The 24,186-nt window shown below is 34.1% G+C and carries 24 protein-coding genes; 13 read left to right on the top strand and 11 right to left on the bottom strand.

Annotated features, from left to right (window positions below):
- Positions 1-29 precede the first annotated feature (29 nt).
- Positions 30-1,937 carry a 1,4-alpha-glucan branching protein GlgB gene (gene glgB / locus WFZ86_RS13860; protein WP_342692483.1) on the top strand — a complete coding sequence of 636 codons (1,908 nt, stop codon included), beginning with the start codon at positions 30-32 and terminating at the stop codon, positions 1,935-1,937.
- Between the two features lie 211 nt (positions 1,938-2,148).
- On the opposite strand, the gene WFZ86_RS13865 is transcribed toward glgB, so the two are convergent.
- Together WFZ86_RS13865 and WFZ86_RS13870 are read right to left on the bottom strand one after the other, a co-directional pair.
- On the bottom strand, positions 2,149-2,571 hold the full coding sequence (locus WFZ86_RS13865; protein WP_342692484.1) for a thiol-disulfide oxidoreductase DCC family protein: 423 nt from the start codon (positions 2,569-2,571) through the stop codon (positions 2,149-2,151).
- 232 nt (positions 2,572-2,803) lie between these two features.
- Positions 2,804-4,969 carry an endonuclease MutS2 gene (locus tag WFZ86_RS13870; RefSeq protein WP_342692485.1) on the bottom strand — a complete coding sequence of 722 codons (2,166 nt, stop codon included), beginning with the start codon at positions 4,967-4,969 and terminating at the stop codon, positions 2,804-2,806.
- 157 nt (positions 4,970-5,126) lie between these two features.
- Here WFZ86_RS13870 and ung point away from each other — a divergent pair, with 157 nt between their 5' ends.
- A complete protein-coding gene (ung, locus tag WFZ86_RS13875; protein ID WP_342692486.1) occupies positions 5,127-5,798 on the top strand; it encodes a uracil-DNA glycosylase in 672 nt (223 codons plus the stop codon).
- On the opposite strand, the gene WFZ86_RS13880 is transcribed toward ung, so the two are convergent.
- From WFZ86_RS13880 to porX, 5 genes are all read right to left on the bottom strand, one after another.
- On the bottom strand, positions 5,799-6,173 hold the full coding sequence (locus tag WFZ86_RS13880; protein ID WP_342692487.1) for a DUF4258 domain-containing protein: 375 nt from the start codon (positions 6,171-6,173) through the stop codon (positions 5,799-5,801). It lies immediately after the preceding gene.
- 36 nt (positions 6,174-6,209) lie between these two features.
- On the bottom strand, positions 6,210-7,403 hold the full coding sequence (locus tag WFZ86_RS13885; RefSeq protein ID WP_342692488.1) for an alanine dehydrogenase: 1,194 nt from the start codon (positions 7,401-7,403) through the stop codon (positions 6,210-6,212).
- 78 nt (positions 7,404-7,481) lie between these two features.
- Positions 7,482-7,958: a GNAT family N-acetyltransferase gene (locus WFZ86_RS13890; protein ID WP_342692489.1), complete on the bottom strand. Its 477-nt coding sequence runs from the start codon at positions 7,956-7,958 to the stop codon at positions 7,482-7,484.
- Positions 7,959-7,973: 15 nt separating this feature from the next.
- Positions 7,974-8,381 carry a tRNA (adenosine(37)-N6)-threonylcarbamoyltransferase complex ATPase subunit type 1 TsaE gene (gene tsaE / locus WFZ86_RS13895; protein WP_342692490.1) on the bottom strand — a complete coding sequence of 136 codons (408 nt, stop codon included), beginning with the start codon at positions 8,379-8,381 and terminating at the stop codon, positions 7,974-7,976.
- Positions 8,382-8,466: 85 nt separating this feature from the next.
- Entirely contained in the window at positions 8,467-10,047 is a 1,581-nt protein-coding gene (gene porX / locus WFZ86_RS13900; RefSeq protein ID WP_342692491.1) for a T9SS response regulator signal transducer PorX, read from the bottom strand.
- A 227-nt stretch (positions 10,048-10,274) separates the two neighbouring features.
- On the opposite strand from porX, the gene WFZ86_RS13905 reads away from it, so the two are divergent.
- From WFZ86_RS13905 to WFZ86_RS13955, 11 genes are all read left to right on the top strand, one after another.
- Positions 10,275-11,504 carry an HD domain-containing protein gene (locus WFZ86_RS13905; RefSeq protein WP_342692492.1) on the top strand — a complete coding sequence of 410 codons (1,230 nt, stop codon included), beginning with the start codon at positions 10,275-10,277 and terminating at the stop codon, positions 11,502-11,504.
- 131 nt (positions 11,505-11,635) lie between these two features.
- On the top strand, positions 11,636-12,676 hold the full coding sequence (gene lpxD / locus WFZ86_RS13910) for a UDP-3-O-(3-hydroxymyristoyl)glucosamine N-acyltransferase (protein ID WP_342692493.1): 1,041 nt from the start codon (positions 11,636-11,638) through the stop codon (positions 12,674-12,676).
- The gene (locus tag WFZ86_RS13915; protein ID WP_342692494.1) at positions 12,669-14,057 is read left to right on the top strand and encodes a bifunctional UDP-3-O-[3-hydroxymyristoyl] N-acetylglucosamine deacetylase/3-hydroxyacyl-ACP dehydratase; all 1,389 of its coding nucleotides are present in this window, start codon (positions 12,669-12,671) and stop codon (positions 14,055-14,057) included. The genes lpxD and WFZ86_RS13915 overlap by 8 nt, the downstream gene beginning before the upstream one ends.
- 71 nt (positions 14,058-14,128) lie before the next feature.
- On the top strand, positions 14,129-14,914 hold the full coding sequence (gene lpxA / locus WFZ86_RS13920; protein ID WP_342692495.1) for an acyl-ACP--UDP-N-acetylglucosamine O-acyltransferase: 786 nt from the start codon (positions 14,129-14,131) through the stop codon (positions 14,912-14,914).
- Positions 14,915-14,946: 32 nt separating this feature from the next.
- A complete protein-coding gene (efp, locus tag WFZ86_RS13925; RefSeq protein WP_159684879.1) occupies positions 14,947-15,513 on the top strand; it encodes an elongation factor P in 567 nt (188 codons plus the stop codon).
- Between the two features lie 174 nt (positions 15,514-15,687).
- Positions 15,688-16,617: a UDP-3-O-(3-hydroxymyristoyl)glucosamine N-acyltransferase gene (locus WFZ86_RS13930; RefSeq protein WP_342692496.1), complete on the top strand. Its 930-nt coding sequence runs from the start codon at positions 15,688-15,690 to the stop codon at positions 16,615-16,617.
- Position 16,618: 1 nt separating this feature from the next.
- Positions 16,619-16,981, top strand: a complete 363-nt coding sequence (locus tag WFZ86_RS13935) for a nuclear transport factor 2 family protein (protein WP_342692497.1) — start codon at positions 16,619-16,621, stop codon at positions 16,979-16,981.
- An 85-nt stretch (positions 16,982-17,066) separates the two neighbouring features.
- Positions 17,067-17,939: a succinate--CoA ligase subunit alpha gene (sucD, locus tag WFZ86_RS13940; RefSeq protein ID WP_342692498.1), complete on the top strand. Its 873-nt coding sequence runs from the start codon at positions 17,067-17,069 to the stop codon at positions 17,937-17,939.
- Positions 17,940-18,012: 73 nt separating this feature from the next.
- Positions 18,013-18,435: a hypothetical protein gene (locus WFZ86_RS13945; protein ID WP_342692499.1), complete on the top strand. Its 423-nt coding sequence runs from the start codon at positions 18,013-18,015 to the stop codon at positions 18,433-18,435.
- Positions 18,436-18,649: 214 nt separating this feature from the next.
- Positions 18,650-19,465 (top strand): M48 family metallopeptidase, encoded by an 816-nt coding sequence (locus WFZ86_RS13950; RefSeq protein ID WP_342692500.1) that lies wholly within the window; start codon positions 18,650-18,652, stop codon positions 19,463-19,465.
- Positions 19,466-19,595: 130 nt separating this feature from the next.
- On the top strand, positions 19,596-20,918 hold the full coding sequence (locus WFZ86_RS13955) for an MFS transporter (protein ID WP_342692501.1): 1,323 nt from the start codon (positions 19,596-19,598) through the stop codon (positions 20,916-20,918).
- 36 nt (positions 20,919-20,954) lie between these two features.
- Here WFZ86_RS13955 and WFZ86_RS13960 read toward each other — a convergent pair whose 3' ends face one another.
- Genes WFZ86_RS13960 through WFZ86_RS13975 form a run of 4 tightly spaced genes read right to left on the bottom strand, consistent with a single transcriptional unit; the run spans position 20,955 to position 23,968 of the window.
- Complete coding sequence (locus WFZ86_RS13960) at positions 20,955-21,689, bottom strand: head GIN domain-containing protein (RefSeq protein WP_342692502.1); 735 nt, start codon at positions 21,687-21,689, stop codon at positions 20,955-20,957.
- 18 nt (positions 21,690-21,707) lie between these two features.
- Positions 21,708-22,772 carry a hypothetical protein gene (locus tag WFZ86_RS13965; RefSeq protein WP_342692503.1) on the bottom strand — a complete coding sequence of 355 codons (1,065 nt, stop codon included), beginning with the start codon at positions 22,770-22,772 and terminating at the stop codon, positions 21,708-21,710.
- Positions 22,753-23,298 (bottom strand): anti-sigma factor, encoded by a 546-nt coding sequence (locus WFZ86_RS13970; protein WP_342692504.1) that lies wholly within the window; start codon positions 23,296-23,298, stop codon positions 22,753-22,755. The genes WFZ86_RS13965 and WFZ86_RS13970 overlap by 20 nt, the downstream gene beginning before the upstream one ends.
- Positions 23,288-23,968 carry an RNA polymerase sigma factor gene (locus tag WFZ86_RS13975; protein WP_425402879.1) on the bottom strand — a complete coding sequence of 227 codons (681 nt, stop codon included), beginning with the start codon at positions 23,966-23,968 and terminating at the stop codon, positions 23,288-23,290. Before WFZ86_RS13975 ends, WFZ86_RS13970 begins: the two co-directional genes overlap by 11 nt.
- Positions 23,969-24,186: the final 218 nt, after the last annotated feature.

Genomic DNA, 24,186 nt, shown 5'->3' on the forward strand with positions numbered 1-24,186 from the left:
TACTGAGCAATCAGTTTAAAAAATAAAAAATGAATAAAGTACAAGTACATTCTCTTTTCTCCGAATTTGATATTGATTTATTTAAAGCAGGGAAGCATTTTCGTCTCTATGAAAAATTAGGCGCACATCCTATTGAAGTGGATGGCGTGAAAGGAGTATATTTTGCCGTTTGGGCACCCTCAGCGGACTCGGTTTCTGTGATTGGAGATTTTAATTATTGGATAGCGGGCAATCATGAGTTGAATGTGCGTTGGGATGCCTCAGGTATTTGGGAAGGTTTTATTCCCAATATTACTAAAGGAATCACTTACAAATATAAAATTCAGTCTTCCAATAACGGTATAGTTACTGAGAAAGCAGATCCTTTTGCCTTTTATTGCGAAAAACCACCACACACCGCTTCAGTAATCTGGGATTTGGATTATAAATGGGAGGATGATAAATGGATGAAGTCTCGAAAAGAGCATAATGCGCTAGATAAACCCTACTCGGTTTATGAAGTACATCTGGGATCTTGGAAACGCCATGCTGAGGACAATAGTTTCTTAAGTTATACTGAAATGGCGGAAGATCTTGTGGGGTATGTCAAAGAAACAGGATTTACACACGTAGAGTTTATGCCTGTAATGGAATATCCCTACGATCCATCTTGGGGATATCAGTTGGTCGGGTATTTTGCGCCAACTTCTCGCTTTGGAAACCCTCAAGAGTTTATGTATTTAGTAGATCGTTTACACGATGCAGGAATTGGAGTTATTCTGGATTGGGTACCGTCTCATTTCCCAGATGATGCACATGGGCTAGGATTTTTTGATGGCTCAAATCTATTCGAACATCCTGACCGCAGAAAAGGCTATCATCCCGATTGGAAGAGTTTGGTATTCAATTATGGTCGTAACGAGGTGCGTTCGTTCTTAATAAGTAATGCTTTATTTTGGTTGCACCATTATCATGTAGATGGATTACGAGTTGATGCTGTTGCCTCAATGTTGTATTTAGATTATTCCAGAGAAGATGGGGAATGGGAGCCGAATATTTTTGGTGGACGCGAAAACCTAGATACGATAAGTTTCCTTAAAGATTTTAACGAAGCAGTTTATGCCAATTACGAAGGCGTTCAAACTATAGCAGAGGAAAGCACCTCATTTCCTATGGTGTCTCGACCTACTTATGCAGGCGGTTTAGGCTTTGGAATGAAATGGATGATGGGATGGATGCACGATACCTTACATTATTTTCAAAAAGAGACGGTTTATAGAAAATACCATCAAAACGAATTGACCTTTTCTATGACTTATGCTTTTTCAGAGAATTTTATGTTGCCACTTTCTCATGATGAGGTTGTTTACGGAAAGAGTTCTATTGCAGGAAGAATGCCTGGCGATGAATGGCAAAAGTATGCTAATCTAAGGTTGTTATATGGCTATATGTTCACGCATCCAGGAACAAAACTGCTGTTTATGGGAGCTGAGTTTGGACAAAGTGGGGAATGGAATTTCGAGCAAAGTTTGGATTGGCATTTGTTACAATATCCTTTTCACAAAGGGATTCAAACAGTCATCACCGAGCTGAACGCACTCTACAAATCACAACCAGCTTTGTACGAAAAGCAATTTAGCCCAGAGGGATTCGAATGGATTAATTATTCTGACCACGAGAATGCAGTTATGACCTACATACGAAAAGGGAATGATCCAAAGAACGATTTGATTGTGATTTGCAATTTTACCCCAGTAGTTAGAGAAAATTATCGCATCGGAATTCCAAGAAAAGGCGAGTTAATCGAAATATTCAACAGCGACGCCAAGTTATTTGGTGGTAGTGGTGTGCAACAAAGCGGAAAGTTAAAAGTCGAAGCCACACCTTATGATGGTAGAGATTATTCCATTGCCCTAACGTTGCCTCCTTTGGCTATTTCCATGTTTAAAATGAAATAACATTGCGGATTCAAAATAAAAAAATCGTTTGTAAGACATTAGTTTTACAAACGATTTTTTATTTGGGCGTGCCCTCCTCTAGCCAGAAAAAGGCTAGAGGAGGTCGTGCTGTACGTTCCCGCTTTTTTTTATTTTTCCGAAAAAAGAAAAATAAAAAAAGAGCTCCACTGCCATCACTCACGCAAGCGTTTTCATAAGTACTATTCTGGAATCAAAGGAATTTTGCTTTTAATTCAGGAGTAGGCAATAAGCAATGTTCTTGTTGACCGTACCATTTGTATCTGTTTTTTGCCACATAATCGTAAATGGAATTCAAAAGGGGAGTAGGAAGAATTTTAAAAACAATAGACAAACTAAAAATACCGCCAAGTCCCTTTGCAATATCCAAAACCGCCTCCGATTTATAAGAATACGAAACCCCAGGCGCATAAAATACAAGACTGTCTATTTTGCGCGTATCAATACCAATGTGTTTTTGTATAGCTATACCCAATTCACTTTGTAAAGCCACAAATCGGAACACATCTTTTTTATCATGCTTTATAATGGTTTGCACCGCAGTATTACACAAATTACAAACGCCATCAAAAAGGACGATTTTCTTATTTTCAGGAAGCGATAGGGAATGTTCCATTTGTTTATGGGTATTAATTTAGATGTAGGAATGTGTATAATTACCGCAAATTCGCAAATTTCTTTTTTCTTTTCAAATGGTTTATGAGTTCCTGCAAGGTTTTAAAAACCTTGTAGGTATGCTTTCTTGAATTTAAATACAACAAGGTCAAAAAAAGACCTTGCAGGTAAATAAAGTGCTTGTAAAATTAATTCTTATACGATTAAAAATTTGCGAATTTGCGGTCGTTTTTTTATTTTTTAACTGCTTCCACTAATTCTAATTCGTCTAAACTTACTTTCGAGGTAAAAATACCGTAATTAACAGTAGCTTTATTTTTCTCAATACTATCAATCGTTCCTACTGCTTTTCCATCAGCCATCCTTACTCTATCGCCTAATTTTAAAATAGGTTTTGGTTTTTCAACAACGGGTTTTAGTTTCTTCTCTTTTTTGATTGTTCTGATTTCCTCGACTTTCACTTCAACCTCTTTGATAATCTCTTTTTTCTTTTCGGTGATAACTTTGGCTTCTTTGGCAGAAACCTTTTTGCGCTTAGAGTTTTCTATTTCAATAATTTTCAAAAACTCTCCGATAAGTTCTTTTTTGTTCTTGTTATTGAAATATTTCTCTGAAATATCTTCTATTTTTTGTCCAATGTAAATTGTCTTCTGATTGCTGTCATACAATTCCTGATAGCTTTCCAGTTTTTGCTTGATTTTCACATTGATGTTTTCCATTTTTTTGCTTTCCTCTCTAGCTTTGGATTCTTCCTCTTTTAATACTTGAGAGGTTTTTTCGAGTTTGGAACGTTCTTTTTGCAACGTAGCAATGGTCTTGTCAAAACGTACTTTTCCGGTTTCGATTTTCTTTTTGGCACGATTAATTAAGCCAAACGGAATTCCATTTTTCTGTGCTACTTCAAAAGTAAAAGAACTACCTGCTTGTCCCAAAACGAGTTTATACAACGGCTCTAATGTTTTCTCATCAAAAAGCATATTGGCATTTTGTGCACAAGGCAATTCATTAGCCAAAATCTTTAAATTGGAGTAGTGGGTCGTAATGATTCCAAAAGCTTCACGATGGTAAAATTCTTCCAAGAAAATTTCGGCAAGTGCCCCACCCAAATCTGGGTCGGAACCTGTACCAAACTCATCAATCAAAAACATGGTTTTTCTATTGCATTTTTTTAGAAAATAATTCATGTTTTTTAAGCGATAACTATACGTACTCAAATGATTTTCTATGGATTGATTGTCGCCAATATCCGTTAGAATTCGGTCAAACAAAAAGGTTTCACTGCGTTCGTGTACCGGAATCAACATACCCGATTGCAACATTAATTGCAATAAGCCAACGGTCTTTAAGGAAATGGTTTTTCCACCAGCATTGGGTCCAGAAATAACAATGATTCGGTTATCTTGGTTGAGTTCTATAGTTTGCGGATGCGTAACTTCGTTCTTTTGTTTGTTGTTCAAATACAAAATAGGATGGTAAGCATCTCTTAGAAACAACCTTCTTTCTTCACTGATTTGAGGTAAAATAGCATTGATTTTGTTAGCATATTTGGCTTTCGCAGCAATAACATCAATATCACTCAAAAACTCTTGGTATTCGATAAGCAAAGGCAAATAAGGACGAATAGCGTTTGATAATTGCTTTAAGATTCGGGTGATTTCTTCCTTTTCTTCATATTCTAGATTGCTCAATTCACGCGAATATCTCAAAGTAGCTTCTGGTTCGATGTAAGCAATACTGCCTGTTTTTGAGCTGCCTAAAATGGTGCCTTTTACTTTTCTGCGATACATCGCCAAAACAGCTAAAACTCTACGATTTTGAACAAAACTTTCTTTGATGTCATCCAAATATCCCAAGCCGTTATATTGAGATAAGGCCACGCCAAAACTTTGGTTTACCTTACCTCGAACCACATTCATATTTCTTCGAATATTGAGTAAATCTGGAGAAGCATTGTCTTTGATTTCACCATATTTGTCTACGACTTCATCAATTTGCGTAATAATATTTTTGGTGTATTCTACTCTAGCGGCTCTAGCATTCAAGTTAGGATAATAGTCTTCGAATTTTTTTAGGAAATTCAGCAAGAAATTACTTGTGCTGGAGAGCGTAGCAATTTTTCTAAAACTTCCTACTTCAAGAAAGCTATCTTCAATCCCAAGAAATTTGATTTCATAAGTAATGGCGTCAAATCCATGATTTGGAATGGCATTGTTATTTTGAAAAGAAGAAACATATTCTGAAGTTTGCAACAAAGCTTCCATCAACGTTTCTTTCTCTTTGAAAGGCGTTATTTTTAATGCTTTCTCTTTACCAATATCGGTATTGCAAATATCCGATAGGGTTTCGAGCACGGTGGGGAATTGTAAATCTTGTAATGTTTTTTCGGTGATAGCAATCATGAAATCGTTTAATTTTGGTATGCAAAAATAAGACTATTTCAAGGAGAAACATAATGTTATTTTAGGCAGCTTCAGAAAGCAACTAAGTAATGTTGTATAATATTTTCTCGAAGCTTTTTCTGAATCTTAGTGTATCTTTGTAGAATAAATTTAGAGTATGCTATCCAATCTTAATCCTTCTTGGCAAACCTTTTTATCCGAAGAAATTCAAAAAGACTTTTTCTTGAACTTGATGCAAGAGGTTGATGAAGAATATCAAAATCATACTTGTTTTCCATCAAAAGACTTGATTTTTTCAGCTTTTAATCATTGTGCTTTAGAAGATGTAAAAGTGGTGATTATTGGTCAAGACCCTTATCATGGAGAAGGCGAGGCCAATGGTTTGAGCTTTTCGGTGAATGATGGAGTTAAAATTCCACCTTCTTTACGTAATATTTACAGAGAGTTGACGGATGATTTGGGGGCTATTTTTATGCCTACTTCTGGAAATTTAAAAGCGTGGGCAAAACAAGGAGTTTTGTTGTTGAATGCTACTTTGAGTGTGCGAAAAGACAGTCCCAATAGCCACAAACATTTAGCTTGGAGTCGATTTACAGACGTTGTTATCGAAAAATTAGCTTCTGAAAAACAGCAGCTTGTTTTTTTACTTTGGGGAAGTTTTGCGCAAAAGAAAGGCAACAAAATTGATAGAAATCAACATTTAGTATTAGAATCTGGACATCCTTCTCCTATGAGCGCCAATCAAGGAAAATGGTTTGGAAATAGACATTTTTCACAAACCAATACTTATTTAATCTCTAATGGTTTACAACCTATTGATTGGTTGTAATTATTTTTTGATAATATCTCTTAAAACTGCTTTGTCTGAGTAATTAATTACTTCTACAGTGATTTCTTGATTTTTGGCAGTTTTTCCGTAAACGGTGTAAAGTTTTCCTTTTTCAAGAGGAAGGTTGCTTTTGTCAAAATCTACATCACCAAATTGTAAAGTGTTTTTAATATCTGCGGTGTCGACCCATTTTTCGTTTAGAATTTGAGAAGCTTTGTCAGAGTATACAAAGGGTTTGTTTCTTAAATCATTCAACACACGTGCGTTTGGAAAATAATTACAGCGGGTGTCTTTGCCAGAAAAGATAGCAGCTACCACAAATAATCCCATCAATAAACCAATCAAATAATAAGCGAAACGATATGTAAATTTCATGAAGTAATTTTTTTGCAAAGGTAATTGAAACTTAACTTAAAAAACAATTAAATTAATATCGTTATCTTGAATATCAAACCATTCTCCTATTGCTTTGTTTGTAAGGATGCCGTGGTACAAATACACTCCATTTTTAAGTCCTTTATTACAACGTATCGCGCTTTCAATGCCGCCATCTTCAGCAATTTGTAGTAGATAGGGGGTAATGATATTGCTTATGGATAGCGAAGCTGTTTTGGAATAGCGAGAAGGTATATTGGGCACGCAATAGTGTAATACATTGCTTTTAATGAAGGTTGGTTTTTCATGAGTGGTTACCTCGGAGGTTTCGAAACAACCACCAGTATCTATGCTTACATCAACGATGACTGCGCCCTTTTTCATATGTTCGACCATAGTTTCCGTGACTACAATTGGACATCGCTCTTTGCCTCGCATCGCTCCAATAGCCACATCACACCTTCTTAAGGCTTTTAATAAAGCTTTAGGTTGGATAGTTGAAGTGAATATGCGTTGGTTTAAATTGTTTTGTAAACGTCTTAATTTTGTAATGGAATTATCAAATACTTTTACATTAGCACCAAGTCCAATGGCTGTTTTTGCAGCAAACTCACCCACAGTTCCGGCGCCCAAAATCACTACTTCAGTTGGTGGAACTCCTGTTATGTTACCGAATAGTAATCCTTTTCCAAATTCTGTGGTAATCATTAATTCTGCGGCAACTAAAATAGAGGCAGTTCCTGCAATTTCGCTCAAAGATTTTACTGCGGGATAGGAACCGTCACCATCTTTAATGTATTCAAAGGCTAAAGCCGTAATTTTTTTTCTTGCTAAAGCTTCAAAATAAGCTTTTTGTCTGGTTTTTAATTGAATGGCAGATAGAATTATTGCTTTGTTGTTGAGCATTTCTATTTCTGCGAGTGTAGGCGGTTCTACTTTTAATATCATCGGACAACTAAAGACTTTTGCGGTATCTTTAGTTACTTCGGCACCCGCATCACAATATTCTTTGTCGCTGTAGCTTGAGCTTTCACCAGCACCTGATTCAATCATTACCCGATGGCCTTGAAAGGTTAGCGAATTAACAGCGTCCGGAGTTAAGCAAATTCGTCTTTCTTGATAGCTGGTTTCCTTTGGAATCCCAATGAAAAGCTCACTTTTATGTCTGGCAACCTCCAATTTTTCTTCTTGGGGCATTAACTGTTGTTTGGTGAATGGGCTAATCGACATAATTGTTAAAAATTTAAGCGTACAATTTACAAAAAGTATTTAATTATTTTGAGTTTAGAATGCAGGAACTCTTTTTGTCTATGTTAAAAGTAGTTCCATTTTGATATCGGCTCTTTCGTATATGCCAGATTCTACAGGAATTTCTTTAAAACCAAATGATTCATACAAGTGCAGTGCAGATTTTAATTGTTTGTTTGAATATAAAATCAACTTTTGGATGCCCAGTTTATGGGCTTCTTTTATACAAAATTCTATTAGTTGTCTCCCAATTCCTAATCCTTGAGCTTTTTCGGTAACGGCCATTTTGGATAATTCAAAAGTAGTTGCGTCTATTTTTAATAAAGAAACAGTACCTATTATTTCGTCTAAATGTTGCGCATAATATATTTTTCCGCCTTTATTTATAATCTCCTCAACAGGGTTATTCAGTACCAATTCGTCTTTCGGCTCTACCTTAAAATATTTTTGCAACCATTCTAAATTTAATGTTTTAATAGCTTCTTTGTGAGTAAGTGAAAAAGCGATAATGTCTACATTGGTCTTTGGTTTTTTCATCTTGGGAACGGCTTTTTATTCTAATATCAGTTTTCGGTTTCCGTTAGATTGCACTTCTATTGTAATAACCGAATGTTGTTCAGGAATGAGATTTGTGATTTTTTCAGCCCATTCTATAAAACACCAATGTCCAGAGTATAGGTATTCATCAATTCCCATATCCAAAGCTTCGATTTCTGTTTTTAATCGATAACAATCAAAATGATAAATATATTGATTATTAATGGTATAGTATTCATTAACTAAAGAAAAGGTTGGACTGCTTGTAGGTTCATTAACTCCTAAATTTTCACATATTTTTTTTATCAAGGTGGTTTTTCCTGCACCCATTTCCCCATTGAATAATAGCACTTTATTGGGGCTTTTCTCTAGTATTTGTTTAGCAACTTGATCAAGTTGTTCGATTGAAAATGTTATTGTCATTCTTGTAAAATTTATGAATTGCTGAATGGCATTTATTGGTTATAGTTTCTCTTTACTATATTCATTGTAAACAATTAGTTAATAATTACTTTGGATTAAAAACTAAAAATGGTATAATCATTTCCTCTAATGAAATTCCGCCGTGTTGATAGGTGTTTTTGTAATAACTCACATAATGGTTGTAATTGTTTACGTAGGCCAAAAACAAATCATTTTTTGCAAAAATATATGAACTAGTCATATTTATTGCAGGTAGTCCAATTTCCTTTGGGTCTTTTACTGCATAAACGTCTTTTTGCTCATAGGTCAAGCTTCTACCGGTTTTGTATCTTAAATTCAAACTCGTGTTTTTATCGCCAACTACTTTAGATGGATTTTTGACATTTATTGTACCGTGATCGGTTGTCAAAATCAATTTAAAACCTAATTTTTGAGCTTGCTGAATAATTTCTAATAAAGGTGAGTTTTTAAACCAACTTAAGGTTAAAGAGCGATAGGCTTTATCGTCTGATGCTAATTCTTTCACCACATCCATTTCTGTCTTTGCATGTGATAGCATATCTACAAAATTGTAAACAATGGTTACAAGGTCATTTTCTTTTAATGATTTAAAACTTTCTGCTAGTTTTTTTCCACCTGCAAGGTTTGTTATTTTGAAATAATCTTCTTTTAAATTTAGTCCTAATCTTTTTAATTGTGCGCTAAGGAATTCTGCTTCATATAAATTTTTGCCACCTTCTTCTGGGTCGTTTTTCCAATATTGCGGAAATTTCTTCTCCATTTCTAGTGGAGTTAATCCTGAAAAAATAGCATTTCGAGCATATTGCGTTGCTGTGGGAAGAATCGAGTAGTAAGGGACTTCTTTTTCAAGTTTGTAATAATTAGATACCACATTTTCGAAAGCTTTCCATTGGTCGTATCTTAGATTATCAATCACAACAAAAAGTACTGGTTTGTCTTTCTTTAGAATTTCAGGGACAACTAATTCTTTGAATAGTGTATGCGATTGAATGGGTTTAGTATTACGCTCGGATTTTCCTTTGGTATCGTTTTTTGTGGCAAACCAATCTTCGTAATTGCGTTCTATGAATTTACCAAATTGCGAATTGGCTTCAATTTTTTGAGATTCTAAAATCTCAATCATGCTTTGATCATCTATGTTTTCTAATTCTAATTCCCAAAATAGTAATTTTTTGTAGAGTTCAATCCAATCTTCATAAGTATTAACCATAGCCATCTCTAGGGTAATTTTTCTAAATTCCTTTTGATAGTCCAAGGTTGTTTTTTGAGAAATTAATCTCGAGTGGTCGAGATTCTTTTTTAAGCTTAGGAGAATTTGATTAGGATTAACGGGTTTTATTAAGTAATCCGCGATTTTAGATCCAATAGCTTCTTCCATGATGTATTCTTCTTCACTTTTGGTAATCATAATCATAGGGATCGCAGATTTTTTTTCTTTCATTTCTGAAAGAGTCTCTAAACCGCTCATTCCAGGCATATTTTCATCTAAAAAAACAATGTCGAAATTATTTTCTTCAAAAATAGCTACTGCGTCAAGGCCATTGTTACAGGTAGTAACACTATAATTTTTCTTTTCTAAGAACAGAATATGTGGTTTGAGCAAGTCGATTTCATCATCTACCCAAAGTATTTTTATTGTATCCATATTTGGTGGTAAAACATTCAAAATTAGTAAAACTTTTAGCCAAATTAATTAAATATATTAGGCTTTGAAGTGCTATTGTGTTTTTTTTAGCTATTTATTTGGTTTTTCTTTATCAAGAAATAACTTTTATGTTGGTTTACAGTATGCTTGTAATTATTAACTTTCTTGAGGTAAATGACGTAAAATCTAAATTGCTTATATTTGTCGTCCTAAAAAAATAACTAGAAGTGAGTCAAATCAACAAACTTAAAATATTTAATGATCCTATTTATGGGTTTATTACAATTCCCAACGCGCTCATTTACGATTTAATTCAACATCCATATTTTCAACGTCTCCGCCGAATTTCTCAAATGGGTTTGTCTTACTTGGTATATCCAGGAGCTAATCATACCCGTTTTCATCATGCATTAGGTTGTATGCATATCATGCAAAAGGCTGTTGAATCGCTTCGCTTTAAGGGAGTAGTTTTATCTCCTGAAGAAGAAAACGCTTTGTATATAGCTATATTATTGCACGATATTGGTCATGGACCTTTTTCTCATGCTATGGAAAGTAGTATTGTAGAAGATGTGCATCATGAAGCTATTTCTCTATTGTTTATGCAACAATTAAATAAGGAATTTGATGGTAAATTGAGTTTAGCTATTCAAGTTTTTAAAGGGGAGTATCATCGAAAGTTTATGTTACAATTGATTTCTAGTCAGTTGGATATGGATCGAATGGATTATTTGAAAAGAGATAGTTTTTATTCTGGAGTGTCGGAAGGAAATGTAAATTCTGAGCGTATTATTCAAATGATGAATGTGGTTGATGATGTTTTGGTGATTGAAGAAAAAGGGATTTACTCAGTCGAAAAGTTTTTAATGTCACGCCGATTGATGTATTGGCAAGTATATCTTCATAAAACGAGTTTGGTTGCCGAGTCTATTTTGACTAAAATTTTAAAACGAGCAAAAGAACTTACCATGAAAGGCGAGGAGTTGAAAGCTAGTGCGCCCCTGTCTTTTTTTATGCATCACAAGGTGACGATGGAAACTTTTGATGCTGATACTTTGAATTTGTTTTCCAAATTAGATGATTTTGATATTATAAGTGCTCTTAAATCTTGGCAAGATCATTCTGATTTTATTCTATCTTCATTGAGTAAAATGATTATTAATCGCGACTTATTGAAAATAAAGTTGAGTAGTGAAAAAGTGACTACTGAAGAATTATTGCCGCTAAAAGAGCAATTTGTATCAGAAAATAATATTTCATTAGCCGAGGCTAATTACTTTATTTTTAGAGGGAAAATAAAAAATCAAGCTTACAGCAAAGAAGCTGAACCTATCCGTATCCTCAAAAAAGACAAAACTATCGAGGATATAGTTGATGCTTCCGATCAATTGAATTTTAAATCTGTATCTAAGTTTGTTACAAAGTATTACATCTGTTTCCCAAAACAACTGTTATAATTTTTAACAATTAAAACCTATTTTTTATATTTTTGTCGCGATGAAACGAACCATTAATTTATTTTCGAAAATAAGCAGAACGTATTATAGAGAGTTCCATCTTATTCTTATGAATAATACAATTAAATAAGATGAAATTTACAGCAGAACAAATAGCGGGTATCTTAGAGGGTGAAGTAGTTGGTAATCCGAGCGCTTCAGTTTCAAGATTATCGAAAATTGAAGAAGGTACGGAGGGCTCATTGACTTTTTTGTCAAATCCCAAGTATCTAAATTATATATATTCAACTCAGGCATCTATAACCATTGTTAATGATACTTTTGAGCCAGAGTCTCCAATAACAACAACCTTAATTAAAGTAAAAGATGCTTATGCCTCCTTTACTAAGCTGTTAGAATTTTACAATGAAGTTAAAAGAAATAAATCTGGGATAGAGCAACCTTCCGTTATTTCTGATTCTGTAAAATATGGGGACAACTTGTATTTGGGTAGCTTTAGTTACATTGGTCAAAATGTTATTATTGGTCATAATGTCAAAATATATCCGAATTGTTTTATTGGTGACAATGTTGTCATTGGTAATAATGTTACTATTTTTGCCGGCGTTAATATTTATTCCGAGACAGTGATTGGAAATGATTGTGTCTTGCATTCTGGAGTGGTTTTAGGTTCTGACGGGTTTGGTTTTGTGCCAAAGCCAGATGGAACTTTTGATAAAATTCCTCAAATAGGAAATGTTATTCTAGAAGATGGGGTAGACGTAGGAGCAAATACTACTATAGATAGAGCTACTTTGGGTTCTACGATTATTAAACGTGGTGTGAAATTAGACAATCAGATACAGATTGCACACAATGTAGAGATAGGAGAAAATACTGTAATTGCTGCTCAGACTGGTATTGCTGGGTCTTCAAAAATAGGTAAGAATGGCATGATTGGTGGTCAAGTTGGGATCTCAGGTCACGTTATTCTTGGAGATAATGTTAGAATTCAAGCACAGTCTGGAGTAACTAGAAATGTAAAAGATGATGAAATACTTCAAGGCAGCCCCACATTTGGATATAACGATTTTAATAAATCGTATGTTTATTTTAAAAAACTGCCCCAATTGGTAGCCGAGCTAGAAGAATTAAAGAAAATAATAAATCAAAAACATGGAAATAATGGTTAAACAGAAAACCATCAAGACGGAAATTTCATTAACCGGTGTTGGATTACATACAGGTAAAGAAGTAACAATGACTTTTAAACCTGCACCAGTAAATAATGGTTTTACATTTATAAGAGTTGATCTTGAAGGACAACCAATCATTGAAGCGGATGCTAATTATGTAGTAAATACACAAAGAGGTACAAACTTAGAAAAGTTAGGAGTTAAAATTCAAACGCCAGAGCATGTTTTGGCAGCATTAGAAGGTTGTGATCTAGATAATGTGATTATTGAGCTTGATGCTTCAGAATTACCTATTATGGATGGTTCTTCAAAATACTTTGTAGAAGCTATTGAAAAAGCAGGTATCGAAGAACAAAATGCCAATCGTAATGTATATGTTGTAAAAGAAATTATTTCGTTTACAGATGAAACTACTGGTAGTGAGATTTTAGTGATGCCAAATGATCATTACAGTGTAACTACTATGGTTGATTTTGGAACTAAAATTTTGGGTACTCAAAATGCTACCATGAAAAGTATTGCTGATTTTAAAACTGAAATTAGCGAATCAAGAACTTTTAGTTTTTTGCATGAATTAGAATCACTTTTGGATAATGGATTGATCAAAGGTGGCGACCTTAATAATGCTATTGTATATGTAGATAAAGAAATATCTGCAAGTACAATGGAGAATCTTAAAGTCGCTTTTGGTAAAGAATCGATTTCAGTTACTCCAAACGGAATTTTGGATAACCTGACGTTACATTATCCAAATGAGGCGGCTAGACACAAACTATTAGATGTTGTTGGAGATTTGGCTTTAATTGGAACAAAAATTCAAGGAAAAGTTATCGCTAATAAACCAGGGCATTATGTAAACACTCAATTTGCTAAAAAAATGGCAAAATTGATTAAAATTGAACAACGTAATTATGTGCCAGTTTATGATTTGAATCAAGAGCCTTTGATGGATATTCATAAAATTATGTCTGTTTTACCTCATAGACCTCCATTTTTATTGATTGATCGCATCATTGAAATGACGGATACTTATGTAGTGGGAATGAAAAATGTCACCATGAATGAAAATTTCTTTGTGGGGCATTTCCCAGATGCACCCGTTATGCCTGGTGTTTTGATTGTAGAAGCGATGGCTCAAACGGGTGGAATTTTAGTATTGAGTACCGTTCCTGATCCAGAAAATTATCTGACTTTCTTTATGAAAATTGATAAAGTTAAGTTCAAGCACAAAGTACTTCCGGGAGACACTTTAATATTTAAATGTGATTTGATTACACCAATTAGAAGGGGAATATGTCATATGCAAGCTAACGCTTATGCTAATGGAAAATTAGTAGCAGAAGCAGAATTAATGGCTCAAATTGCTAGAAAACAATAATTTCTTTGTTGAGTTGAGGACTCGAATGTTCGATTCATTCAATACAACAGCTAAACGATTAAACAAAAAAAATGAATCAACCATTAGCATATGTACATCCAGGGGCAAAAATTGCCAAAAATGTAGTAATAGAACCTTTTACTACCATTCATAATAATGTGGTTATTGGTGATGGAACATGGATAGGTTCGAATGTAACCATTATGGAAGGCGCTCGAATTGGTAAAAATTGTAATATTTTTCCAGGAGCCGTAATTTCTGCAGTTCCCCAAGATTTAAAATTTGGTGGAGAAGATTCTTTGGCTATCATTGGAGATAATTGTACTATTAGAGAGTGTGTAACGATCAACAGAGGTACCATTGCTTCAGGTCAGACCACTTTGGGAAATAATTGTTTGGTAATGGCTACAGCTCATATTGCTCACGATTGTCATATTGGAGACAACGCAATTATTGTAAATGGCGTTGCTTTAGCAGGTCATGTTATTGTTGGGAAATATGCCGTTATTGGCGGTTTAGCAGCAGTACACCAATTCATACATATTGGAGATCACGCTATGGTATCTGGTGGATCTTTAGTAAGAAAAGATGTGCCTCCTTTTACCAAAGCGGCAAAAGAGCCTTTGTCTTATGTGGGTATTAATTCAGTAGGATTAAGAAGAAGAGGTTTTTCCACCGAAAAAATCAAAGAAATTCAAGATATTTATAGAATTTTGTATCAAAAAAATTATAATACAACGCAGGCCTTAGGTATTATTGAGGCTGAAATGGAAGCGACTCCAGAGCGTGATGAAATAATTGATTTTATTCGTAACTCTTCGAGAGGAGTAATGAAAGGTTATTCAGGGAATTATTAAAAAAATAAACAACAATTATTAAATAAAAAAAAATGGCATCTACTTCAGATATTAAAAACGGACTTTGCATAAAACACAATCACGATATTTATAAAATTATTGAATTTCTTCACGTTAAACCAGGAAAAGGACCGGCTTTTGTTAGAACAAAATTGAAGTCTGTAACGAATGGTAAAGTGTTGGATAATACTTTTTCAGCAGGACATAAGATTGATGTAGTGCGTGTGGAAACACATACTTTCCAGTTTTTGTATCCAGAAGGTAATGAATTTCATTTTATGAATGCAGAAACTTTTGAACAAATTACCCTAAACAGAAATGTATTAGATGCACCAGATTTGTTAAAAGAAGGCGAAAATGTAATGATTCAGATTAATACTGAGACTGATTTACCACTTTCAGTTGATATGGCTCCATCTGTAGTCTTGGAAGTTACTTATACTGAGCCAGGAGTAAAAGGGAATACTGCAACAAATGCCACAAAACCAGCTACTGTTGAGACGGGTGCAACAATTAATGTTCCTCTTTTTATTAATGAAGGTGACAAAATTAAAATTGATACTGCTACTAGTTCTTACATGGAACGTGTAAAGGAATAATTTTATAAGTTTAGTTTTTCAGTCGTAGTTTGCAATTTGTCTATAGAATTGTGTCTATGACTGAAAACTTTGTTTTAAAACAAATGATTTTATGAAGTCGCCAAAATAGATTTCGTCGCATACTAACTTGAAATCTGGCGATACCATATGTGATCACCAAACTAAAATACACATATGAAATTCCACAAAAAATATTCCTTACAAGATATAGCTACATTAATCGACTGCACTTTTGTTGGAGATGCTTCGTTTCCAGTTTTGGGAATGAATGAAATACACGTAGTAGAGCCAGGTGATATAGTGTTTGTAGATCATCCTAAATACTATGACAAGGCATTGCAATCTGCAGCTACTATTATTTTGATTAACAAAGAAGTGGCTTGTCCAGAAGGTAAAGCACTCTTGATTTCTGATGATCCTTTTAGAGATTTTAATACTTTAACTAGACATTTTAATCCATTTGTTGCTTCAAGTGTGGCGATAAGCCCATCAGCAAAGATTGGTACAGATACTGTGATACAACCTAATGTTTTTATTGGGAACGGAGTCGTTATTGGTGACAATTGCCTGATTCATTCAAATGTAGCAATCTATGATAATACCGTAATAGGAAACAACGTAATTATTCATTCAGGAACGGTTTTAGGTGCTGATGCTTTTTATTATAAAAAAAGGGAAACAGGCTTTGATCAACTTATTTCTGGAGGAAGAGTCGTTATTGAAGATAATGTGGGTATTGGTGCTCTATGTACTATTGATAAAGGAGTTACTGGCGATACAACTATTGGGGAAGGAACTAAATTGGATAATCAAGTTCATGTAGGGCACGATACAGTGATTGGTAAAAAATGCTTGATTGCATCTCAAACGGGAATTGCGGGTTGCGTTATAATTGAAGATGAGGTCACTTTATGGGGACAAGTAGGAACTACTAGCGGGATAACCATTGGTTCTAAAGCAGTAGTTATGGGACAAACGGGGGTTACTAAATCGGTAGAAGGAGGTAAATCTTATTTTGGAACACCAATACAAGAATCTAGAGAAAAATTAAAGCAGTTAGCCAATATCAAAAAGATACCTGATATTTTAAACAAATTAAAATAATATGTCTGCAAAAGATTTTGTTAAAGCATTTTACAAATCGGATGCTTTGATTGATAGTACAATTTTAAAGGAGTTTATTCATCCAGAAATTATTATTGATTGGTATTCAACAGAGGGTTTTGTTCAATTGAATTATGATTCTTTGATAGATTTAGCCAATCAATTACATAGAGCTTATGTAAGATCAAAAGCCAGAATTAGTCACATTGTCGAAGAAAATGAGTTGATTTCTGTGCGATATTCTCATTTTGTGAAAACGATTGAGAACCCACGAGAAGAAATATTATTGGCTCATTTTATGACTATTTGGGAAATTAAAGACAATAAATTATACCGAGGGTATCAAATGAGTCAATTATCATAAATAATTTGATACTAAATGAGTTTGAAATAATTTCAAAAACCTTACTTTTGCAACACAATTTTAAAAACTACTTAAAAAATATATCATGAGTGTTTTAGTTAATAAAGATTCTAAAATTATTGTTCAAGGATTCACAGGGAGCGAAGGAACTTTCCATGCTTCTCAAATGATTGAATACGGAACAAATGTTGTAGGTGGTGTAACTCCAGGAAAAGGTGGTTCTACACACTTAGATTTGCCAGTTTTTAATACAGTAAAAGATGCTGTAGAACAAGCAGGAGCTGATACTACTATCATTTTTGTTCCACCTGCCTTTGCTGCTGACGCTATTATGGAAGCGGCTGATGCTGGTATTAAAGTGATTATTGCTATTACAGAAGGTATTCCTGTAGCAGATATGATCAAAGCTAATGCTTATGTTAAAGAAAGAAAGGCTAGATTAATCGGACCAAACTGTCCAGGTGTGATTACGCCAGGCGAAGCAAAAGTTGGAATTATGCCAGGTTTTGTTTTCAAAAAAGGAACTGTTGGAATCGTTTCTAAATCTGGAACGTTGACTTATGAAGCTGCTGACCAAGTTGTAAAACAAGGTTTAGGTATTACAACAGCTATTGGAATTGGTGGAGATCCAATTATTGGGACTACAACCAAAGAAGCTGTAGAATTATTGATGAATGACCCTGAAACAGAATGTATCGTAATGATTGGTGAAATTGGTGGTCAATTAGAAGCTGATGCTGCTAAATGGATCAAAGCTGATGGAAACCGTAAACCAGTTGTAGGTTTTATTGCAGGAGTTACAGCTCCAGCTGGACGTACCATGGGACATGCAGGTGCAATCGTTGGAGGTTCTGACGATACAGCAGAAGCAAAAAAACAAATTATGAGAGAAAACGGAATTCACGTTGTAGATTCTCCAGCTGAAATTGGTAAAAAAGTAAAAGAAGTTTTAGGATAGTTTCCTGATTTCAAATTATAAATCTCAAAATGCCTCACGATTTTGTGAGGCATTTTGTTTAAAAAAAAATAAGATGTATAAAGAGTTAGAAAAGTTTAAAGTTACCAATAGTTTTGTGTTTACTTCAGACGATAGTTTAGAGCAAGTTTGTAATGCTTCAGACGGATGTGGTGTGTTTTTGGTATATGATTTGACATCAGATAGAGAACTAATAATGGTTGGTTCTTCTGGAACCGTACAGAATGATGGTTCTTTAAAAATTAAAAAAGGCGGTTTAGCTGAAAAGATTGTCGAAGGACATCAATTTGCAAAAACAGGTAGAAAGTATTCTTGGCCTGCGCAAATGAAATTAGAAGGTATATCATCGCTTGAAGTGGTTTGGTACGAAACTTTTAACAGTGATGTAAAAGCTATTCCAACAAGTGTTGAAGGACAAGTTTTGCAAAGCTTTTTAGATGAAAATGGTAAATTGCCAAGATGGAATGTTGCTTTTTAATTTTATAGTATTTAAGAGAAATAGCTAGTCTTATCTATAATACAATCTCATAGTTTTTATAATGCTATGAGTTTTTTTGTTTATGGTTGTAAACAGTGTGGTTAGACTTTTTTTGTAATAAAAATTCAAAAAAGTAAAGTTATATTACACGACTAAATAATTGTAAAAGGCCTAAAAAATGCGTTAATTTTGAGTGTTATAAAAAAATAAAATTATGAAAAAGTATTCTTTTTTTATTACAATTCTCGTTTTGTTGTTGGGTAGTTCTTGCGCCACTAATCCGATGACAGGAAAGAAAACATTGAACCTTGTTTCGAATAGTGAGTTGTTTCCAGCTTCATTTCAACAATATGGTCAATTTTTGAAAGAAAACAAAGTGGTTCAAGGAACTGCAGATGCCAAAAGAGTGGAAAGTATTGGAATTAAAATAAAAGATGCTGCCGAGAAGTATTTAACTTCTATAGGGCAAAACCAATATTTGAACGACTATCGATGGGAATATAAGTTGGTAGAAAACAAAGATTTGAATGCTTGGTGTTTGCCTGGTGGAAAAATTGTAGTTTACACTGGAATTTTGCCAGTAACCAAAGACGATGCTGGATTAGCTACCGTTATGGCTCATGAAGTCTCACATGCATTAGCCAATCATGGTGCGCAGCGAATGAGTGCAGCTCAATTGCAAGGTATTGGCGCCGTTGGACTAGCGGTTTTAACTGGCGGACAATCTGCAGAGAGTCAAAACATGTGGCAACAATTATATGGAGTAGGTTCACAAGTAGGTGTAATGTTACCTTTTAGTCGCGGGCATGAGAGTGAGGCTGACAAAATTGGTTTGACTTTAATGGCAATAGCGGGGTATAACCCACAAGAAGCAATCGCATTTTGGAAACGCATGGCCGAACAATCTGGAGCTAAATCTCAACCAGAATTTATGAGTACTCACCCTTCAGACGCAACTCGAGTTGCTAATTTGCAAAATTTAGTACCACAAGCTAAAGCTATTGCAGCAAAATTTGGTAAAATATATTAGTCGAAAGATATAAATTAACATCAAAGCCAAGTCTATACTTGGCTTTTTTTGCTATTATTTAAAGTAATTTTGTTTTTTGAATTCAAGAAAAAAGATACATTTACATAACTAAAAAAAGAATCTATATTCTATGGGAAACTTACAAAAAGGAGATAAGAAATTATTAAATGCTTGGGCATTCTATGATTGGGCGAATTCAGTATATACTTTAACTATTGCATCGGCTGTTTTTCCAATATTTTATGAGGCTTTATTTGCAGACAAAAGTCATTATATCGACGTTTTTGGAATGCATTTAAAAAACTCTGCTTTAATAAGTTTTATTACAGCTTTAGCTTTTTTAGTAGTTGCTTTTATCTCTCCTTTGTTATCTGGAATAGCAGATTACGTGGGGAATAAAAAAAGCTTTATGAAGTTTTTTTGCTACCTAGGTGCTTTGTCCTGTATGGGGTTGTATTGGTTCGATTTAGATTCAATTTATAGTGGATTGTTATTCTATTTTCTTGGATTATTGGGGTATTGGGGAAGTTTAGTTTTTTATAATTCCTATCTACCTGATATTGCTTTTACAGAACAACAAGATGCGATTAGTGCCAAAGGTTATTCTTTGGGATACATTGGGAGTGTGGTTTTATTGATTATCAATTTGGCTATGATTATGAAGCCAAAATGGTTTGGGATCACAGGAACCGAAGGAGTAGCTGCAATGAAAGCTATGCGCTACTCGTTTGTGATGGTAGGAGTTTGGTGGATTTTATTCAGTCAGTATACTTATTACTTTTTACCCAAAGGAAATAAAAAAACAGGAGAATCCATCAATAAAGATATTATTTTCAATGGATTTAAGGAACTAAAAAAAGTATGGTTTATTTTGAGTGAAAACCTTTCATTGAAACGATATTTATATGGTTTTTTTGTTTCAAGTATGGCAGTTCAAACAGTGATGTTAGTAGCTACTTATTTTGGTGCCCAAGAAATCGAATGGAAAACTAAGGAAGATAGTACTACTGGGCTGATTATTTGTATTTTATTGATTCAATTAGTTGCAGTTTTAGGAGCTTATTTGACTTCTAAAGCTTCTGAAAAATTCGGTAATATCAAGACATTAATTGTAATTAACACAATTTGGATTCTACTTTGTGTTGGAGCTTTTATAATAACATTGCCCACGCAGTTTTATGTAATGGCTGCTTTTGTAGGCTTAGTTATGGGAGGAATTCAGGCGTTATCACGCTCAACTTATTCTAAATTTTTACCAGAAACTACAGATACTGCTTCCTTTTTTAGTTTTTATGATGTGGCCGAAAAAGTTGGGATCGTTATCGGTATGTGTGTGTATGGTATAATTGATCAAGTGACTGGAAGTCCAAGATTTGCCATTGTTTTCTTGGCTTTATTCTTCTTCATTGCAGTTCTTTTGTTAAAACGTGTTCCATCAAAAAAAGCGTCTTAAATAAAGACGCTTTTAGTTACTAAAAAACAAAAATAATTAACCTTTAGAAATCTCACCAGAGCCTACCACTTTGGTGTCTTTTTTGGTAGGGTTTCCATAATACACAATATCTCCTGAACCTGATACTCTTGCGTATAAGCTTTCGGAACAGCTTACTTTCGTATCACCAGAACCTGAAATACTAACACTTACTGTTTTTGATTTTAAGTCGGAAGCATTGATGTCTCCTGAACCCGAAATGCTACTCGAGAAATTATCAGTGTGACCGGTTAAAACAATATCTCCTGAACCACTCAAACTCATGTTGAACTTTTGAGCATCTACAGCTAATTTTAAATCACCAGAACCCGAAAGTTTAGCGTCAAAAGCATCCGTTTTGATAACATCTTTACTTACAATATCGCCAGATCCACTTAATACCAGGCCATTAATAGATTGAAAAGGAATCGTGATGTGTACGGATTTCCCTGGGGATAGTTTAAAATGGTATCCTTTTTCGGTTCCAATTTTTAGGACATTGTCTACCACTTCCACATCAATATAATCCAAAATATTTTGTTCTCCTTTGATAGTGATACTACCTTCTTTTCCTGATACCAAGTCCACATCAAAAAAGCCAGAAACTTTTATCGCATCATAACTTGTTGTTGTTCGGGTTTCTGTAATTACATTCCCGTTGCCTTTAATTTGTTTTCCCATATTCCATTGCCCATAGGACAAAAATGAGCTAAAAGTGAGTAGTAAAACACTCGAGATAGATAGATTTTTCATAAGTATTGTTTTTTGTAGTTATAGTTTTTTAGTTAATGCAACATTTCCGTATTCAGAGGTAATTACGACTGTATTCACTCCTTTTTTCTTGTAATAGCCGTTAAAATTTTTGGTGTAATTGGTCTCAGCTTTGTTCAAGAATTCAAAATCGCTATCGTATTTGAAGTCGGCATAACGAAGGGTTACATCAAAATCGAAAGCATAATTGGTACTAAAACCTATTTTTACTCCCGTATAGCCCGCATTTATAGCAATTGAGTTGGCTTTCGCTTGTACTAATCCAACGTCTATGCTGCTGTATTTGGTTTGTAATTTGAGCTGATTGTTCAGCGTTCCTACTTTTATGGTCAAGTAGTTTCCTATGCCTTCCAGTGAATTTACTTCTTTGATTTTCACCGTCCCATATTTGCTGGTATATTTTACATCGCCAGCATCACCAATAGTTGTGTCTGTATAATCTGAGATTAAATCTATTTTCGAAAGCGCATCAATACTAAGTCCTGAGTAACGTCCAGTGATGTAGCCATTTTTTAAATAAACAATGCTTGAGTTAGAACAGTATTCTATAATAATGTTATTTTTATTGCTATTCAATCTACCCATGGTAATCTTTCCATATTTGCAAAGAATGTTTGTTGGAGCATTCAAATCGGTAGTGGATATATTTCCGTATTTGTTGTCAATAGATACGTTACCATTTTTTGGAATTTTAATAACATAATTTATTTCAAAACTGTTGTTTCTGCCTTTGGAGCGGTAATTATTATTTTCAATTTGGGTTCTTGCTGTCACCATTGATTTCAAGGCATTGATATCAATGGCAATATCATTTAATTTTTGATTGACCCAGTTTTCATTGTCACCGCTTACTTTTATCAAAATATCAAGTTCAATCTTGTTTTCATCCCAAGTCGTTACGAATACCGTTCCATAGGAGTTGGTAATGTCAATTCCTGCATCATCGTTGACTATGAAGGCTTTTTTGATGTTTTTTTGCTTTGTAATAATTGCATCGTCATTCGCAAAACCAAGCATCGGAAATAGCAGGAATACAATAATAGTTTTATAAAGTTTTTTCATCATTTTGAGTATTAAGTTGTTCTGTTGCTTCAATTTGAGTCAATACATTTTGCAAGAATGAAATTCGAGTTTGTAAATTGCTAATCATGGCATAGATAATTTGTTTGTTTTCACCATTAGTGGCAATTTCTTTGATTATTTTTTGATAATCATTGTCTAGAATTTTCATTTGTTGTAGCGCATCAGCAATTATTTTTTGATTGCGAGGTGAATTTTTTTCCTTTAATTTATTTAATTCATGTTTGATTAAAACCGTAAAAATTGAATCGGTTTGTTTGGTTTCTTTCGAAGCAAAAGTCAAATGATTGCTCTTGGCTTCAGGCTTAAAAAAGAAGGATAAACTAAACATCACTACCAAAGTTGCTGCAATAGCAATCGTAGTATATACATTTCTTTTCTTTCTTTTGATACTGGTGTTCTCAAGCTTGTTCAAAAACCGACTCTCATGATTATTGGGCATCGCTAAAACATCCCATTCTGAGTCGAATTTGGTAAACAATTGGTCTAATTTTTCATCTTCATTTGTCATATTCACGTAATTTATTTCTTAAACTTTCCTTCGCTCTGCTCAAAGTTGTTCTACAATTCGCATAACTTATTTTTAGGATTTCGCTAATCTCTTCTTGATCGTAACCTTCGATATAAAACAAAGTCAAAACCGTACTGTAACTGCTTTTCAATGACTGTATAGCTAGCAAAACCTCTTTTACTTTTATTTCATCAAAGTTGACAACTTCAGTAAATTCAGTTTCTTTGTCTTCAATTTTATATAAATTTTTCTCAAAATCATCCACCTTAAGCTTGTTGTTCTTCTTGCAAAAATCAATGCTGTAATTGATTACGATACGTTTTAACCAAGCACCAAAAGCCACTTCTTTTTTGTAGGAGTCAATTTTAGTAAACGCCTTCAAAAAACTCTCCTGCATCACATCTTCTGCAAAATGCTCATCTTTCACCATACGAAAAGCCACATTATACATTGCCTTGCAATACCTATTATAGACTTCAAATTGAGCCTTTTGGTTTTGTTGTTGGCATAGTGTAACCAATTCTTCTATATGTAATTGTTGATAGGACAAGTAGCTATTGATCGTTTTAATGAAAGACGTTCCTTTTTTGGCAGTGTTACAGTTTTTTGTAAAAAAGAATTTAAAGGTATCAAAATAAACGTATTTTAGGATAGCATTACTCGTTTTCAATCTCGTTCTTTACTTTTGGAGCAGAAAAATTTGGCTTTTTTGTAAGCATCGTCCCGCTGTTCGTTCTATCTTTGATTTTCTAAAGAAAAAAAGCAAAGGATGCCACTGCCATCGGGGCTAGTAGTTAGTATTGTTTTTCTTTTGCTGGCAAACTATAAAATATACCTTTACCTTTTTCGTTTTAAAAGCTCTGGCACAAAGATTGTCTTTGGTACCAT

This window comes from Flavobacterium polysaccharolyticum (assembly GCF_038739875.1).
GTDB classification, from domain to species: Bacteria; Bacteroidota; Bacteroidia; order Flavobacteriales; family Flavobacteriaceae; genus Flavobacterium; species Flavobacterium polysaccharolyticum.